Origin of the sequence: Synechococcus sp. A15-44, from assembly GCF_014280115.1 — a bacterium.
In the GTDB taxonomy this organism is placed as follows: Bacteria; Cyanobacteriota; Cyanobacteriia; order PCC-6307; family Cyanobiaceae; genus Parasynechococcus.
This window is the reverse complement of record NZ_CP047938.1, coordinates 2,226,544-2,242,127: the sequence shown is the minus strand read 5'-3', so window position 1 is coordinate 2,242,127 and position 15,584 is coordinate 2,226,544. Positions and strand designations below refer to the sequence as shown.

Annotated in this window: 17 protein-coding genes and 1 tRNA gene; 8 read left to right on the top strand and 10 right to left on the bottom strand. The window is 63.8% G+C overall.

The window, feature by feature from the left end; translation table 11 throughout:
• Window positions 1-5: 5 nt before the first annotated feature.
• A complete protein-coding gene (locus SynA1544_RS12605; RefSeq protein ID WP_186514025.1) occupies window positions 6-206 on the top strand; it encodes a chlorophyll a/b-binding protein in 201 nt (66 codons plus the stop codon).
• On the opposite strand, the gene SynA1544_RS12600 is transcribed toward SynA1544_RS12605, so the two are convergent.
• The 4 genes from SynA1544_RS12600 to psbX are packed head-to-tail and all read right to left on the bottom strand — an operon-like array spanning window position 207 to window position 2,320.
• The gene (locus SynA1544_RS12600) at window positions 207-683 is read right to left on the bottom strand and encodes a hypothetical protein (protein ID WP_186514024.1); all 477 of its coding nucleotides are present in this window, start codon (window positions 681-683) and stop codon (window positions 207-209) included.
• Complete coding sequence (locus SynA1544_RS12595; protein ID WP_186514023.1) at window positions 680-1,210, bottom strand: hypothetical protein; 531 nt, start codon at window positions 1,208-1,210, stop codon at window positions 680-682. Before SynA1544_RS12595 ends, SynA1544_RS12600 begins: the two co-directional genes overlap by 4 nt.
• Window positions 1,211-1,215: 5 nt before the next feature.
• Complete coding sequence (locus SynA1544_RS12590) at window positions 1,216-2,148, bottom strand: Ycf66 family protein (RefSeq protein ID WP_186514022.1); 933 nt, start codon at window positions 2,146-2,148, stop codon at window positions 1,216-1,218.
• A 49-nt stretch (window positions 2,149-2,197) separates the two neighbouring features.
• Window positions 2,198-2,320, bottom strand: coding sequence for a photosystem II reaction center X protein (gene psbX / locus SynA1544_RS12585; protein ID WP_006851281.1), 123 nt, complete (start codon window positions 2,318-2,320; stop codon window positions 2,198-2,200).
• Window positions 2,321-2,409: 89 nt separating this feature from the next.
• Here psbX and SynA1544_RS12580 point away from each other — a divergent pair, with 89 nt between their 5' ends.
• Entirely contained in the window at window positions 2,410-2,730 is a 321-nt protein-coding gene (locus tag SynA1544_RS12580; RefSeq protein ID WP_244272311.1) for a YggT family protein, read from the top strand.
• A 2-nt stretch (window positions 2,731-2,732) separates the two neighbouring features.
• Here SynA1544_RS12580 and accC read toward each other — a convergent pair whose 3' ends face one another.
• On the bottom strand, window positions 2,733-4,079 hold the full coding sequence (gene accC, locus SynA1544_RS12575) for an acetyl-CoA carboxylase biotin carboxylase subunit (protein ID WP_115131776.1): 1,347 nt from the start codon (window positions 4,077-4,079) through the stop codon (window positions 2,733-2,735).
• A gap of 120 nt (window positions 4,080-4,199) precedes the next feature.
• Between accC and SynA1544_RS12570 the strand changes: the two genes are divergently transcribed.
• The 3 genes from SynA1544_RS12570 (at window position 4,200) to msrB (ending at window position 6,005) form a co-directional block, all read left to right on the top strand.
• Window positions 4,200-4,281, top strand: a tRNA-Leu gene (locus tag SynA1544_RS12570).
• A 10-nt stretch (window positions 4,282-4,291) separates the two neighbouring features.
• Entirely contained in the window at window positions 4,292-5,575 is a 1,284-nt protein-coding gene (locus SynA1544_RS12565; RefSeq protein WP_186514021.1) for a glycosyl transferase, read from the top strand.
• A 28-nt stretch (window positions 5,576-5,603) separates the two neighbouring features.
• A complete protein-coding gene (gene msrB / locus SynA1544_RS12560) occupies window positions 5,604-6,005 on the top strand; it encodes a peptide-methionine (R)-S-oxide reductase MsrB (RefSeq protein ID WP_186514020.1) in 402 nt (133 codons plus the stop codon).
• A gap of 25 nt (window positions 6,006-6,030) precedes the next feature.
• Here msrB and SynA1544_RS12555 read toward each other — a convergent pair whose 3' ends face one another.
• The 3 genes from SynA1544_RS12555 to SynA1544_RS12545 all read right to left on the bottom strand — a co-directional run bounded on the left by SynA1544_RS12555 (window position 6,031) and on the right by SynA1544_RS12545 (window position 11,186).
• Window positions 6,031-7,080 (bottom strand): PRC-barrel domain-containing protein, encoded by a 1,050-nt coding sequence (locus tag SynA1544_RS12555; protein ID WP_370594071.1) that lies wholly within the window; start codon window positions 7,078-7,080, stop codon window positions 6,031-6,033.
• A 90-nt stretch (window positions 7,081-7,170) separates the two neighbouring features.
• Window positions 7,171-10,779: a chromosome segregation protein SMC gene (gene smc / locus SynA1544_RS12550; protein WP_186514018.1), complete on the bottom strand. Its 3,609-nt coding sequence runs from the start codon at window positions 10,777-10,779 to the stop codon at window positions 7,171-7,173.
• A 50-nt stretch (window positions 10,780-10,829) separates the two neighbouring features.
• Window positions 10,830-11,186 (bottom strand): hypothetical protein, encoded by a 357-nt coding sequence (locus SynA1544_RS12545; RefSeq protein WP_186514017.1) that lies wholly within the window; start codon window positions 11,184-11,186, stop codon window positions 10,830-10,832.
• A gap of 59 nt (window positions 11,187-11,245) precedes the next feature.
• Here SynA1544_RS12545 and SynA1544_RS12540 point away from each other — a divergent pair, with 59 nt between their 5' ends.
• A complete protein-coding gene (locus SynA1544_RS12540; protein ID WP_006850868.1) occupies window positions 11,246-11,668 on the top strand; it encodes a YqjD family protein in 423 nt (140 codons plus the stop codon).
• Window positions 11,668-12,051 carry a phage holin family protein gene (locus SynA1544_RS12535; protein ID WP_186514016.1) on the top strand — a complete coding sequence of 128 codons (384 nt, stop codon included), beginning with the start codon at window positions 11,668-11,670 and terminating at the stop codon, window positions 12,049-12,051. Before SynA1544_RS12540 ends, SynA1544_RS12535 begins: the two co-directional genes overlap by 1 nt.
• On the opposite strand, the gene SynA1544_RS12530 is transcribed toward SynA1544_RS12535, so the two are convergent.
• Together SynA1544_RS12530 and SynA1544_RS12525 are read right to left on the bottom strand one after the other, a co-directional pair.
• Window positions 12,017-13,366 carry a cation:proton antiporter gene (locus SynA1544_RS12530; protein ID WP_186514015.1) on the bottom strand — a complete coding sequence of 450 codons (1,350 nt, stop codon included), beginning with the start codon at window positions 13,364-13,366 and terminating at the stop codon, window positions 12,017-12,019. The two genes, SynA1544_RS12535 and SynA1544_RS12530, sit on opposite strands and share 35 nt — an antisense overlap.
• 53 nt (window positions 13,367-13,419) lie before the next feature.
• Window positions 13,420-14,562, bottom strand: coding sequence for a class I SAM-dependent RNA methyltransferase (locus tag SynA1544_RS12525; RefSeq protein ID WP_186514014.1), 1,143 nt, complete (start codon window positions 14,560-14,562; stop codon window positions 13,420-13,422).
• A 597-nt stretch (window positions 14,563-15,159) separates the two neighbouring features.
• Between SynA1544_RS12525 and SynA1544_RS12515 the strand changes: the two genes are divergently transcribed.
• Window positions 15,160-15,381, top strand: a complete 222-nt coding sequence (locus SynA1544_RS12515) for a hypothetical protein (RefSeq protein ID WP_186514013.1) — start codon at window positions 15,160-15,162, stop codon at window positions 15,379-15,381.
• Window positions 15,382-15,584 lie beyond the last annotated feature (203 nt).

The following is a 15,584-nucleotide window of genomic DNA, read 5'->3' as shown; positions in this document are numbered from 1 at the left end:
GCCGGATGACCTCCACCAGCGAGACCCCTGACACCACGTTCGTTCCGGAGACGTCCGCCACCACCAACGATGTGCCTGCCTTCGGCTGGAGTGGCTATGCCGAGCGGGTGAATGGACGCTTCGCCATGGTGGGCTTTGTGGCGGTGCTGCTGATCGAGGTGCTCAGCGGTGACACCTTTCTGCACTGGGCAGGGCTGCTGCCCTGATCAGGGCAGGCGGATCAGATCCACATCCCAGCGTCCGTTGCGGCTCACCTGCACCGCCAGCCGCCGGCCCGAGCCATCCAGGCTGACGCTGCGGGGTACACCCGGTGGGTCCAGGGGCAGCCGTTGCGTCGCCCCGACGTTGCGCCGGTAGAGCACCAGTTCCGTGCGGTCCTCCCGTTGCTGGACCACGGCCAGGCGTTGTCCATCGGCACTGACGCTGACGCTGATCGGTTGGGCATCAGCACGGCTGAGGCCCGGCAACGGGACGGGGCTGCGGCTGCGCAGGTCGATCAGTTCGACCCGCTCCCGCCCATTGCGTTGGCCCAGGCTGGCCAGCCAGCGTCCCCCCAGGGAGGGACCCCGCCGGCTGTTCACGGATTGACGCAGCAGGCCGTTGAGGTCGGGCCGGGGAGTGGGCCTGGGGCTGCTGCACCCGCTCACCAACACCAGGCTGAAAAGCAGAGCGACGCGGATCATGGCTCTGACGACAGCGCCGGTGTGGAGAGGCTCTGTCCCGGAGGACGGTCCGGCTCGAGCAGATCACTCAGATCCAGCAGTTCCACGCGCCACCTCCCCTGATCCGTCACCTGCAGGGCGATCTGCTGGGCATCCGGCGCCAGACTGAGCTGCACCGGGTCTCTCCCCCCCGGCAGCGGCAGGGGATGCATGCGTCCGTTCATGCGGTCGGTCACCACCGCGAGTCGGCGGCGCCCCCGCTGGGTGATCGCTGCTAGGTAACGGCCGTTCCAGCTCAGGGAGGGCGAGCTGTGGGGCTGATGTCGGCTCAGCTGGGGAACGGAGACAACCGATCCGTCGCTCAGGCGGCGCAGCTGCACCGTGGGTCGGCCGCCGCGATCGCTGACGACCGCCAGCCACTCACCACTGCCACTCAGGGCTGGGGCCTGCTGACTGGTGGCGAGCAAGCCACCACCCGCCCGTTCACTACGACCGTTGCAGCCCACCAGCGCCAGGCTGGCGAGCAGGATCAGCAGCGAGCGAGGCAACTGGCTCAGTCGTCGAAGCGTGAGCTGTTGTCCCGTGGTCTGCCGGACGAGGGCCGCAAGCTGCGGGGGGGTTGGCGGTTGCTGCTGGGCCGGTTCGACGCCAGGGGCGGCTCAGCTGATCGCCTGGAGTCGCTCGCGGCGTTCGGGTTGGCGCTGGGGCGTCCCCGGTTCGGGGCCGAACTGCTCGGCGCTGAACTGCGGCTGGGGGCGAAGGCGGCATCCTCGGCTCCTGAAGGAGCGCGTTCGTCTGAAGGACGCTCAGGCCGCCCCATGGGACGGCTGCCACGGCGTTGTTCCTCTCGATCCGTCCGTCTGGAGCCAAAGTCGGGGCGTCGCTCATCCCTGGCTTCGCCGGCACGGAAACGAGCCATGCGGCGGGAGCGCTCTTCGTTTTGGTCCCAGCCGGAATCGCCTTGATCACGGTCTGCGGAGCGACGGCTGGCGGCTTCCTCAGGAATGGCGGCACGGCTGGCGCGGCGCGGTCGGTAGAACTCCTCTTCCGGCCGTTCTTCGGCGTCATCGTCACGGCCTGAGAAGCGCCGCCGCACCGGCTGGGGCTCATCAAAACGGTCGTAACCGCCGTCATCCCAGCCGCCCCGTAGTCCCCCAGGGCTTCCGCCCCGGGCCGGTGCTGGTTCGTCATCGAAATAGGCGGAACGCCGGGCCTGCTCCGTGGCCACGCCGCGAAGTCGCACGCTTTCGTAGGCAAAGAAAACGGTGGTTCCCGCCAGCAGGAACTGGCCGAACTGAAGAATCGGGTCGAGCCGCCATCCCTGGAAGAACAGGATGCCGCCGCACAGCAGCCCGATGGCTGCAAAGAACACGTCGTAGTCCCGCGCCAGGGCGGGCTTGAACGACCGCATGAAATAGAGCAGAGCGCCGCCGACGGCCAAAACGATGCCGACGATGCTGGCCCAATTGAGACTGGCGTTAACCAAAGCTCTGCTCCCGCTTGGGAGTCAGTCTACGAGGGGCGCCAGGGGCGAATCAGAGCTTGCGGTCGACTTGGTCGGTCTGGCTCAGCAGGAACAGGGCGATGGAGGCAGGAATCACGACGATCACACCTCCCCAAAGGAGGCTGCTCAGGAAGTTGGAGAGGGAGGGGGTCATGGGGTTGCTGACGTCTGCTTCAAAGCCGCGCCGATCTTAAGAAGCGATGCCGTCTTTCTACGATGAGGGGACGATTTGCTTTGAGCTTTGTGACGCCGCTGCTGCTGCAGGCCCTGCCAGTCCTCCATTTGCTTCTGGGCTTGCTGCTAGCGGCCTGGACCCTGGCGTTTCTGCTGCGCATCGTGCTCACCTGGTACCCCCAGGTCGATCTGAGCAAGGGCGCCTGGCCCCTGGTGGCATGGCCAACGGAACCTGTGCTCTCGCTGAGCCGCCGCGTGATCGCACCGATCGGTGGAGTCGACGTCACTCCAGTGATCTGGGTGGGCTTGATCAGCCTCGTGCGTGAGTTGCTGGTTGGCCAGCAGGGGCTGCTTTCTCAAATCCTGATGCACGCCCAGGCAGTGGCCTGAGCTCAGGGGAGCATCTCCTGCTCGACGAATTTGGTGTGCACGTCGCCGTTGATGAATTCCGGCCGATCCAGCATCTCCAGATGGAATTCCACCGTGGTTGGAATCCCGGTGACGGCACATTCATTCAGGGCCCGCTTCATCCGGGTCATGGCGTGGTCGCGGTCCTTGCCCCACACGATCAGCTTGCCGATCAGGGAGTCGTAGAAGGGCGGGATGTCGTAGCCCGTGTAGACGTGGCTGTCGACGCGCACACCCGGTCCGCCGGGGGGCAGCCATCCGGTGATGCGTCCGGGTGCGGGACGGAAGTTGTGCCGCGCATCCTCAGCGTTGATCCGGCATTCGATCGCATGGCCGGTGAGCTGGATGTCCTCCTGGCGCACGCTGATGGGTTCGCCACCGGCGATGCGCAACTGCTCAGCGATCAGATCCACACCCGTCACCATCTCAGTCACCGGATGCTCCACCTGGATCCGGGTGTTCATCTCCATGAAGTAGAAGCCGCCGCTGCGATCCAGCAGGAATTCCACCGTTCCGGCGCCCTCGTAATTGATGCTTCGGGCGGCAGCAACGGCGGCTTCGCCCATGCGGCGGCGCAGGTCGGGATCTAGGGCCGGGCTGGGGGCTTCTTCCAGCAGTTTCTGGTGACGGCGCTGAATCGAGCAGTCCCGTTCACCCAGGTGAACCACGTTGCCGTGGCGGTCGGCCAGCACCTGCACTTCCACGTGGCGGGGCCGATCGATGAATTTCTCCATGTAGAGGCCGGGGTTGCCGAAGGCGGCTTCCGCCTCCCCCTGGGCCGCTTTGTACAGGCTCTCCAGCTGGCTGGCGTCCGGTACGAGGCGCATTCCGCGACCACCACCGCCAGCGGTGGCTTTGATCATCACGGGATAGCCCATTTCCTCGGCCAGGGCGGCCGCCTGGCTGGTGCTGCTGAGCAGACCCTCGCTGCCGGGCACCGTGGGAACACCCACCGATTGCATGGTCGATTTGGCGGTCGACTTGTCCCCCATCGAGCGAATCGCGTGGGGGGACGGCCCAACGAAGGTGAGGCCATGATCACGGCACATCTCGGCGAACTTGTCGTTCTCCGCCAGGAAGCCGTAGCCGGGGTGGATGGCGTCAGCACCGCGGGAGGTGGCGGCCGCCAGGATGTTGGGAATATTGAGGTAGCTCTTGCTGCTCAGGGCTTCGCCCACGCAGACCGCTTCATCGGCGAGCTGCACGTGCAGAGCGTCCTTATCAACGGAGCTGTACACCGCCACGGTGGCAATGCCGAGCTCGCGGCAGCTTCGAATGATCCGGAGGGCAATCTCGCCGCGGTTGGCGATCAGCACTTTGCCGATGGGCATCCCGCAGCATGTTCAGGCCTGACGCCGGATCGTATCAGCGCCGACCGAAGTTGCCGAGGAGCGAAGACCCCGCCCGGTATGATCTGACCTCGACAGCACCCGAGCGGTGAAGTCGACCACGCGGATGTGGTGGAATTGGTAGACACGCACGTTTGAGGGGCGTGTGGCTTCGGCCTTGCGAGTTCAAGTCTCGCCATCCGCATTTTTTTTCTTTGGCCCGTCCCCGCGCAGCAGAACCAGGACCGGCCGTTGTTCTTGTTTCGAACGGTCCAGGTGAATTGACCACCTGGGTTCGACCTCTGGCCGAACGGCTGCACACCAGCCTTCGCCTGCGTCCCCTGTCTCAGAGCGCGCCAGCGTCGTTACATTTGGTGTTGGTGCCCTGCCCCAATGCCACGGGCCATGAGTGTGCGGCCGCAGAGCCCTGGGGCTTGTTCGAGCGCATCGTGCCGGCAGGACGCTTCTGGTCGCTGCTGCTGTGTCCCCAGCGCTACGGACCATGGCCGCAGAAGGGTGTGGTGGTGTTTCTGGGCGGTGATCAGTTCTGGACCGTTCTGCTTTCGGCTCGTCTCGGCTACCGCCACATCACCTATGCCGAGTGGGTGGCGCGTTGGCCGGGCTGGAACGATCGGATTGCGGCGATGTCGGACGCGGTGCGGCGCCAGCTGCCGGTCCGTTACCAGCCCCGGTGCCGCGTGGTCGGTGATCTGATGGCGGATCTGTCGTCCTTCGCTCGCCGAGAGGAGCCTCTCCCCGAGGGCCAGTGGGTAGCCCTGTTGCCGGGATCGAAGCCGGCCAAGTTGAGCGTCGGCATGCCGTTTTTGCTCGATACCGCCGATCGTTTGGCCCGATTGCAACCCGGATGCCGTTTTTTGCTGCCGCTGGCCCCCACCACCAGCGTTGATGAACTGCTGCGTTTCGCCGGCGCATCCAACCCGATTGCTGCCCGCTACAGCGCCACCGTTGCTTCGGTGGAGAAGGGGGAGTCGGTGACGGAGTTGGTGACGGGTGCGGGCACACGGATTCGTCTGCTGGAGCAGCATCCGGCCCATGGCCCCCTGAGCCAGTGCGCCCTGGCCCTGACCACGGTCGGCGCCAACACGGCCGAACTTGGCGCCCTTGCGGTGCCGATGATCGTGATTGTTCCCACCCAGCACCTGGAGGTGATGCAGGCCTGGGACGGCGGGCTGGGGCTGCTGGCGCGTCTGCCGGGTCTGCGGCGTCTGATCGGGGTTCTGTTGACCCTCTGGCGTTTGCGCAACAACGGCTTGATGGCCTGGCCCAACATCAGTGCAGGCCGTGCTGTGGTGCCGGAGCGGGTGGGGGCGATCACACCGGAGGAGATTGCGAAGGAGGCCCGCGATTGGCTGAACGCCCCCGAGCGGCTTGAGGGCCAGCGGCAGGACCTCCAGGCGTTGCGGGGAGAACCCGGGGCGGTGGCCGCATTGGCCGCCGAGGTGAGGGGGTTGCTTCCCCGAGAGCTCAACGCTTCTTAGGCTGCGCCCCACTCTGGTTCCGACGACCATGTCCCCGTCCAATCCGGTCGAACGCAGCGCCGAGGAGTGGAAGCAATCCCTGACGCCAGAGCAGTTCCAGGTGGCCCGCTGCGGCGGCACGGAGCGGGCTTTCACCGGGGCTTACTGGAACAACAAGGCCACGGGGATGTATCACTGCGTCTGCTGTGGTGCGCCGCTGTTCAGCTCTGAGACCAAGTTCGATTCGGGCACGGGTTGGCCCAGCTTCTGGGACGGTGTGAGTGCCGAGGCGATCACCACCAAAGAGGATCTGACCCACGGGATGGTGCGCACCGAAATCAACTGCGCTCAATGTGATGCCCACCTCGGACACGTCTTCCCCGATGGTCCCGCCCCCACGGGCCAGCGCTACTGCGTCAACAGCGCATCGTTGAACTTCAAGAGGTCCTGAGCACCGTTCAGCGCCTCAGGCCCGATCACCAGGGATCGTCGAGATCCTGGCTCCGGCGCTGGGGCGCTGCATCCTCCATCGGTTCCACATCCAGGGGTTCGCCCGACTGCTGAACGGCGCGGCGGGAGGCTGGCATGGCACGCCGCGGAGGCTGTTCCTCGTAGGCGGGCTGCTGCTCGAAGGGTGCGGGCTCGTTGTAGGTCTGTGCTCGCTCAGCCGGCCGCTCGTCGTAGCGGGCAGGTTCGGCGTAGCGCTGCTCGTCGTGCCTCTGGGGCTCATCGAGGTAGCGACGTTGCTGCATGGACTCCTGCCGCCGGTCCTCCAGCTCCACATATTCCAGTTCTGCATCAGCCTCAAACCGCTCCGCTTCTGAAGCCTGGAGACGCCGTTGCTCCTGCTCCTGGGGTTGTCCGGAGGTGAGCTGATTTTCCACGGGCACCAGGTTGACCCGGTAGCGCTCCCGCTCCTGCTCTTCCCAGCTGGGGCCGCCGACTCCAAGTTTTTCCAGAACGCCGCTGTTCAGCTGTTTGAGCTTGTCTTCGGCTCCCTCGTAAACAATGATCCGGTCCGGGCCGCTGCTGACGATCTCCTCCACCGGCATTTCCCAGGTGCTCAGCACCCCTTCCCCCAGCAGGGGCACGCCAAGGGCGCCCATCACCAGGGTGGTGAGCTCGCCGGTCTCGATGTCGAAGGCAAAGCCGAGCACCCGCCCCAGCTGTTCACCGGACTCGGTGATCACCTGGCAGTTGATCACCCGGCTGTAGCGCTCAGGGTTGAAGTTTTCGCTGAGGGAGTCGGCCGAATCCACCAGGATCACGTCGCCCACCTGACGGATCCGGTCCAGCGGCATCCAGCGCGGCAGGCCGGGCAGGAAACGGGTCAAGGGGTTGTCCCGCAGCCCCACAGCCACCACTTCACGGCGGTCGATATCGACGATCACTTCACCCACCACCCCAAGACGGCGGCCGGTGTCACGGGTGATCACCTGGGTGCCCATCAGTTCGGAGCGCAACCAGAGGCGATCGCTGGGCACGCCAGTGGTGATGGCGTCGTTTGGGGTAGGGGTCGGGGTCAAGCGCGGGCCCTCGGCCATGGACATTCAAACCATTGTGGCGCAGGGGTTCCGCCTGTCACGTTCAGATTGCACAGCGAAAACTCCGATCGTTCAGGCGGCATCCGGTAAACCCACCACCTGGGTGTGGGCGCCGCGGGCCTGGGTCACCCCGATCGTGCGCTGGGCTGCGCCGATCATCGGGCGGCGGTGGCTGACCACCATGAACTGGGCTGCCTCGGCCTGACGGGCGATCAGAGCCGCCAGGCGCTCCACATTGACGCCGTCGAGGAAGCTGTCCACCTCATCGAGGGCATAGAACGGCGACGGCCGGAAGCGCTGCAGGGCGAACAGGAAGCTCAAGGCGGTGAGTGATTTCTCTCCCCCCGACATCGATGCCAGGCGCCGCACGGTTTTGCCCTTGGGATGGGCCACCAGGGTGAGGCCACCTTCCAGGGGCTCCTCCGGGTTCTCCAGTTGCAGGTGGCCATCACCATCGGAGAGCGAGGCAAAGATCTCGCTGAAATGGCCATCCACGGCGGTGAAGGCTTCCATGAAGGCGTCCTGGCGCAGGGTGGACACGGTTTCGATCCGCAGCAGCAGTTCTTCCCGCTCGCTGTTGAGCACGTCGAGCCGTTCGTTGAGTTCGTTGAGCCGCTCTTCGAGGGCCTCGAGTTCCTCCAGCGCCAGCATGTTCACAGGTTCCAGCGCTTCCATGCGTTGCTGGATGGCCTGCAGATCGGTCTGCAAGGCTTCCAAGCCCGCCAGCCGCAGGGCTTCTGGGATCTCCGGCTTTGGGTCCGGCAGGGCCTGTTCCATCTCCTGCAGGCGCACCGCACCGCTGCGCTGTTCTTCGATCAATCCTTCGCGGTCTTCCTTGAGCCGCTCCAGATTCCATTCGGCCTGCTGCAGGGCCTGACGCTGGCGGCCCACCTCGGCTTCCGCGGCGTCCCGGGCCCGGCGCTGGCTGCCGAAGCGCTCCTGCAGGTCGGTCTGCTGTTGCTCGAGCTCTTTGCGCTTCTCCTGGAGGTCGCTCTGCTGCTGGCGCCAGGCCCCATGGGCACTGGCGAGTGCCTTCACCGCATCCTGCAAGCGGGTTTCTTCGGCGGCCAGAGCCTTCTCCTGGTCACCCAGGCGTTCAATCGCCAGCTGCCGCTCGCGGCGGGCATTCAGCAGCTGGTCGCGCTCGCGGCGGGCCGCCTCCAGTCGTTGGTCGGCGGCTTCCTGTTCCGTCTGAAGTTGGGCCCAGGCGGCGGCATCGTCGTTGTTGCCGCTGTTGCGCTCCGCCTCATCCAAGGCCTGCAGTTCCGCGGTAAGTGGTGTGAGCGCAGTGCTGATGGCTTCGAGCCGCTGCTGTTGCTCGGTCTGGTCCTGCTGCAATTTGCTGAGCCGTTCGGCCCGCTGGCGGCTGCGCTCGAGCAGGGGGCCGTGGTTGCGCCGGGCGGCATTGCGCTCGGCGATCAAGGCCGCCTGTTGCTTTTCCAGTTCGCGCAGCTGGGGTTTCTGCTGTTCGATCAGTTGGGCCAGCTTCGACTCCTCCCGCCGGCAGGCCACCAGGGATTCCCCCAGTTCCAGCAGGCGCCGCCGCAGGGGTTCAGCTTCGTCCTGATCGCTGCTGCGGCCAAAGCTGAGGCTGCTGCTGCGCTGGGAGAAGCTACCGCCGGTCATGGCGCCGCTCTTCTCCAGCAGCTCCCCATCCAGGGTCACCGCCCTGGAACGCCCTAGTTGTTGACGGGCGCTGGCCAGGTCGGAGAACACCAGGGTGTCGCCGAAGACGTAAGCAAACACCTGGTCATAGACCGGTTCGAAGCGCACCAGTTCCACGGCCCGGCCGATCAGGCCGGCACCGCTGTCTCCACCGGGGCGTGCACCCCGGGCAAAGGCGGCTGAAGAGCCCCCGCCCCCTGGCGCGCGGATCTTGTTCAGGGGCAGGAAGGTGAGCCGGCCAGCACGGCGGCTCTTGAGCAGTTCGATGGCGCGGGCGGCGATGCGGTCGTCGTCGACCACCACCTGGCCGAGACGGGCCCCCGCGGCCACTTCCAGGGCGAGGCGATGGCGATCCTCCACCTCTCCCAGCTGGGCCACAGGGCCGTGGATGCCATCGAGGCCGGCCTCCAGCAGCAGGCGCAGGGCTCCGGCGCCGCGGCTTTCCTGAAGGGCATCCCGCCGGCTCTCCAGCCGAGCGATCTCCCGTTCCAAGCGGGTCTGCTCCTGCTCCAGCCGGCTGCGGGTGCGCTGTTGGATGGCCAGTGATTCGGCGGTCTGCTGGAGCTCCTGCTTGCCGTCGGCAATGGCTTGCAGCAGGGTTTGCCAGGTCTCCTCCAGGGTTGCGAGCTGTTGCTGCACGGCGTCGCCGTCGGCGCCGTCCTGGTGCTGCTCCTGGGTGAGCTCTTCCAGCCGTTCCCGTTCCTGGCGCAGCCGTTCCTGCAACTGCTGCTGTTCCTCCAATAGGGGAGCGATGCTGCTTTGCAACACCTGCCGGCGACCGCTGCGGCGCTTCTGTTCCTCCACCCAGGCGCCGGAGCGGCCCGCCACATCCGCCAGCCGGCGGCGGGACATGTCCACCGCGGCTTCAGCGGCCCTGCAGTTGTCTTCGGCGGCGCTGAGGGCGTCCTGATGGGGATCACGTTCCAGTTCCCGTGATTGCAGCTGCCACTGCTGGCGACGGGTGGCGAGGTCCTGGCGCTGCGCCTGCAGTTTCTGGCCTTCGTCCTGGTGGAGGCTGGCCTGGCGCTCCAGTTCACGGCTGCTGGTGTCGAGGCCAGCCAGTTCCGCCTGAACCGCCAGCAGCTGGTCTTCCCCCAGGGCCTTCACCTGCTCCTGGAGCAAGTCCAGTTCGGCCACGGCCTTGTTCAGCTGCTCCCGGCCGCTGGCAATGGCCGCGGCGTCCCTCTGTTCCTGGGCTTCCAGCGCCTGTTGGCGCGTGGCCAGATCCTTGAGGGCCTGCTGGGCGGCTTCGTAGGCCAGCACCATTTCCTGACGGCGTCCCAGTTGCAGCCGTTCCCGCAAGTCCTGGTACTGCCGGGCCTTGGCGCAGTCCTTCTCCAGCCGTTGGCGGCTGGCCAGCAGTTCTTGCTCAATGATCCGGCAGCGCTCCTGGCGCTCCTGCACGTCATCGAGCTTGCGGCGGGTTTGTTCGATCCGGGTGTCGAACAGGGCAACACCGGCCAGTTCATCGATCAGGCCGCGGCGGTCGCGGTTGCTCATCGAGACGATGCGGGTGACGTCCCCCTGCATCACCACGTTGCTGCCCTCGGGATCAATCCGAAGGCGGCGCAGCTGGGTCTGCAGCTGCTGCAGGTTGCAGGGCACCCCGTCGGCGCTGTAGCTAGAGCTGTAGGAGCCCCCCGGCATCACCCGCAGTTTGCGGGTCACCGTCCATTCCGTTTGTCCAGGTTGAATCCAGGGCCCCTCCGCTGGTGCCTCCAGACCTTCCTCGGCGGCATCGGGGGTCCAGTCGCTCAGATCAAAGCGGACGCTGACGGTTGTTTCAGCAGCCTTACCGGCCTTGAGCATGCCGCTGTTGACCAGGTCCGGCAGGCGGTCAGCCCGCATGCCACGACTGGTGGCCAGGCCCAGGCAGAACAGAACGCCATCAAGAATGTTGCTTTTGCCGGAGCCATTGGGTCCGGTCACCACGGTGAATCCCTCCTCAAGAGGGATGGTCATCGCTCCGCCGAACGACTTGAAGTGCGTCAGCCCAACCTGATTGATATGAACCAACAGGATCTGGGACTGTCAGCGAGTCGAAACTAGCGGAACCCACGAAAAGCTCAAGGGTTCGATAAAAAGCAGTGCCCGGATGTGATGCGCAGGCAGCCCTGGAGGTCGCCTTCGAGCTGCAGGGTGACGTCTGCATCCGTGGCGTTGGGGAGCACCCCGAAGTAGCTGCCGGCATGGATGCGTTCGGCCCAGCCCCGATTGCCCGAAACGGCAGCACTGCGGGGTTCCAGCCAGATCTTTCGATGGGCAGGCAGGGGAACCGCTGGTTGGGCCTTTGCGTTGAGCTGCGGCACTGTGGCCAGTCGCCAGGTTCTGCAGCTGTCCCCGTCCTCCAGCAGCAGATCGATGTGGCATCCGCTGGGGTCGTCCGGTGCTCCGGTGTGACGCAGGAGGGCGTATCGCGGCAAAGACTTTCCCTCAGCCTTCAGTCTCCCTACCCTTCTAAAGCGTCCTGCCAACGGTCTTCATGGCCTCGCCATCGCCGCAGTCCAACGGCAGATTCGAGCACCACTTCCGCGAGCGCTTTGAAAGCCTGCTGCCCACGATCCAGGAGCGCTGGCCGGATCTGGCTGAGCACACCCTTGAAGCCACACGGGGGAGTGTGGATGAGTTGGTTCGTTTGATTGAACAGAACACAGGCCTGACGCCCCAAGGGGTTCGGGAGCAACTGGAGGAGCTTCTCCACAGCGCCGGTGATCGTAGCCGCGACTGGGCCGACAGCCTGGATCCCCTTGAAGAGCAACTGGAACAGTTGCTGGATGAGTTGAACAGCACCCTGCGGCCGAAGATCGAGGCGCCTGTGCGCCAGCGACCGCTGCTGGCTGTGGGTGTTGCCCTTGGTGTTGGGTTGCTGCTGGGCAGCATGCTTCGCGGGGGGCGGCGTTCCTGATGGCCGATCAGAACTCTCCACGCGGATTTGGAGCGGCAGCTCGAGTGACCGCACTGGCGGCGTCAGTGATGGATCTGCACGTGCGGATTGCTCTGCAGGAAGTGGATCGGGAAAAACGCCGACTGATCAGCGGTGGCCTGTTCCTCGCTATCGGAGGCACGGCCATGTTCCTGGCCTTGCTTGCGGGCGAAGCGTCGTTGCTGCTTTGGATTCAGGCCCAGTGGGATCTGGATTGGATGCGCGCACTGTTGAGTCTCACGGTGGCCAACCTGGTGCTGGCGGGGATCAGCTTGCGCATTGGCGGCCAAGTGCTGAAGGGCCCGTTCCTGCCTCAGACGCTGCAAGGCATCAGCCGAACGATGAGGGCCGTGTTGGGGCGCTGAGTCCTCTGCAAAGTGGAGCAATTGAAATTCCCTGCAACAGAAGATTGAGGATGACCACAATGAAGATGATGCCCTGCGAATTCTGCGCCAGCTGGGCCGCGGCTAGCGGTTCCAGGCCGGGGTAGGTGGCAATGGCCTCCTGCACATTGAAGGACAGCGCAAGGGGTACAGCACCACGAAGTCCGCACCATGCGATCAAAACTGACTCTCTTCGATTGAAGGGTGAAATGCTCTGAAAACAGATAACACCGATTGGCCTTGCGATCAGCATTAGTGCTGCAGCGGCGGCCAGTCCCGCAGGAAGACAAGGAGCAAGATCGGCGGGGTGAATCAGAAGGCCAAACAACAGAAAAATACTGATTTCTGTCATCGTGTTAAAGGGCAGCAGCACATCCTGAATGCTCTCGTGATTCACATTTGCATCGTGATAGTGCAGGTTTGCCATGAAAGCACCAGTCACGTATACAGAAACAAAGCCTGAGCCTCCAAGAAAAAAAGAACTTCCATAATCGATTAAGGCGATCGACATCGCCACGATCAAGAGCTGTTCTTTGTCGGTGACAAAATGATCGATTGTCAGTTTGGAGAGGTAGCCGAAGGCAATACCCACCAGAAGTCCAGACCCCAGCTTCTGCAGCAGTTCGCTTGATGCCGCCAGGGCGAGAGATGGGAATGATTCATGGGTGTTGTTGGACGCGAGGAACAGGCTCAGACAAATGCTGAAAATGATCAGCGCTGAGGGGTCATTCAGAGCCGATTCAAACTCCAGAAGTTGCAGCACCTTGCGTGGAACAATGTTTCGAACCTTTCGAAGCACGCTCAGCGTGGCGCCGGCATCGGTGGATCCCAGGCATGCCGCTATAAGGAATGCAGCTCCCAGTGGCATTGTTTCTGTCATCCCGGGTGCTATCCCCGTGCCCGTTGATGAGCTCAGCCAAAAAATTGCGATGCCGAGAATGATTGTGCAGATGGCTACGCCCCCGACGGCAAGTAGTAGGCCGTATTCCAGAAACCCTCTTATTGATTTCAGATCGGTTTTCAGTCCTGCATAAAACAGAAGGAGTGCCAGGGCGAAGGTGTGCAGGTTTTCAACTTCGCCATGACTGACATCCAGTACATGAATATTGATCATCAAGCCGAGGGCAAGTACCCCGAGAATCGCGGGGATGCCAATGCGGATTGAAAATCGATTGATGATCAGTGTGCCGAGAAAGATGACACCGATAAACAGCAACTGCGCTTCTATCGGAACGCTCTGTAGGGATGATGCACCTGCATATGCAGCTGTTCCAAACGTCAGCGGCAGGGAACTCATGCGACAGCGGGATCAGGTGTTCATTTTGTCCAGGTTTTCTCTTCCCATGCTGATCAGCGCACCTGGTAATGGAGCCAGCGGCAGTCGATTCCGCCGTTGCTGACCGGGATTCGGCGTGAGGCTTTCATCCGCAGCGCACTCGTCACCGCAGCATTGCCGCTCAACACCCAGGCATCCCAACCCGATGCCTGGGCTTTCAGGGTTCTGCCTAAGTCACCATAGAGAGCGTCCAGCTGCGCCTGGTCGCCGATGCGAACGCCATAGGGGGGATTGCACACAACCACCCCACGTGTTTGGGGAAAGGTGACCTCTCGGAAGTCTCTGCAACGAATCTTGATGCAGTCACTCAAGCCGGCGGCTTCCACATTGGTACGGGCCTGATCGGCAATGGTGGGATCCGCTTCGATACCAACGATCGGCGGAAGCGTGAGGTCTCCCCTCCGCCGTTGCCGCGCGCGATCAATTTCCTTGCCCCAGAGTTCCGGCTGGAAATCGGCCCAGCCCTCGAGAGCAAAGTGGCGCTCCAAACCAGGGGCTTGCCGCAATGCGGCCAGGGTTGCTTCGATCAAGAGCACTGCTGATCCACAGCAGGGGTCCACGAGGGGCTGGCTTCCATCCCACCCTGTCAGGTGGATCAGACCAGCGGCCAGGTTTTCCTTCAACGGTGCAGCTCCCATGGCGGCCCTGTAGCCGCGGCGGTGCAGGCTGCCGCCACTTCCATCGAGGCTCAGCTGTGCTTCCCCGCGGCCGAGGTGGAGGTGCAGGGAGAGGTCGGGATCCTCGAGATCGATGGAGGAGCGCTGCCCCCATAGATCCCGTTGGGCGTCTACAAGAGCATTTTTGACTTGCAGTGCCGTGAAATGACTGTGGTTCAGACCTGGTGCCGTTCCGGTTACATCCACCCGAAAGGTCATGGAGGGATGCAGCCAGTGCTCCCAGTCGAGCGCCTGTCGGATGCCGTCGTAGAGGTCGTCTCGGCCCTGGCAGGCGAAGCGTGCCACCTGTCGCAACAGCCTGAAGGGCAGACGAGCCTGCAGGTGCAGTCGGTACAGGCAGGCCATGTCGGCTTGGAAGCTGACGGCACGCCTGCCGGGCCTCACGGCATGGGCCCCAAGGGCGCTGAGTTCTTCGCCAGCGGCTGCTTCCAGGCCTTGTGGCACAACGGCCACGGCGGATAGCCGGTTGATTCGACCCAAGGGCGTTGTGCTCCAGGTCACCACTCCTGTCAGAATGACAGGGTCCGGCTTCGTCGGACTAGGTGATCCACACCAGTGTTTCGGACAGCGGTTCGATTCCGCTCAGCTCCATTCCCCCTCACGGGGCTGCAATGGTTTCGACGGGGCATGAGGAGGGTGACTGAAGCCTGCTCGGTGAGAGCAAACCCGTAACTGCGAACAACATCGTTCGTTTCTCCCGTCAAGCAGCCCCTGTTGCTGCCTGACCCTTAGGGGAGATGGGGTGAAGTCAGCCTTATCACCCAAATGACTCGTGGGGGCTGGAAGGCCCCTTCAAAGCCTTTCCACTAGTGAGATCTTGAAGATCCGTCTGGTGTGTCTAAATCGTAGTTGTGCCTAAAAGTGTGCCTAACGCGGCACCAGGTGTGGCGATCCGCATGCAGATGAGCGCTAGATGTGGTGGCTGAAGGCAGCTGAAGGTCTTAATATTTAGAGGTCAACGGTTGGCCCCCCTTTTGACCGAGAGGGTGCGGAACTTCGTTGGTGTCCTTCCGGACAGGTCGATAAACACACCTGCTCCCCATGGGACACCGCAATCGGTCGCGATTTTTTAAAGGCATGGATGTCCAATCCCAGGACATTCAGCTGCTGAAGCAGGACTGCGAGGTCCTGGGCATCAGCTGGTCTGCCTTGCAGCGCACTGGCTCGGATCTGTCCTTTGTGGCGCAGGGCTCGACCCAGCGCAGCAATGCCCGATCCAGCAACAACGTGGGTGACCACGCCAACAATGGCGGCGCACCTAGGAATCCATCGCTCAACGCTTCTCAGGCTGCGGCGTGATGCCCGTTCACCATTCCGTGATGCTCACCACTACCGGCGCACTGGTCTGAGTGCTCAAGCCACCTTGCAGTGGCATCTAGAGCGCACTGAAGCGGCCTTCACCAGCCTGAGAATCCAGCCCGCAAGTCAGATCGAGACCTACGTCGCAGTGGGGGCTCAATGACAAAAAAAGAGCCCCGCTGCGCCAACAGCGAGAGCCCCGA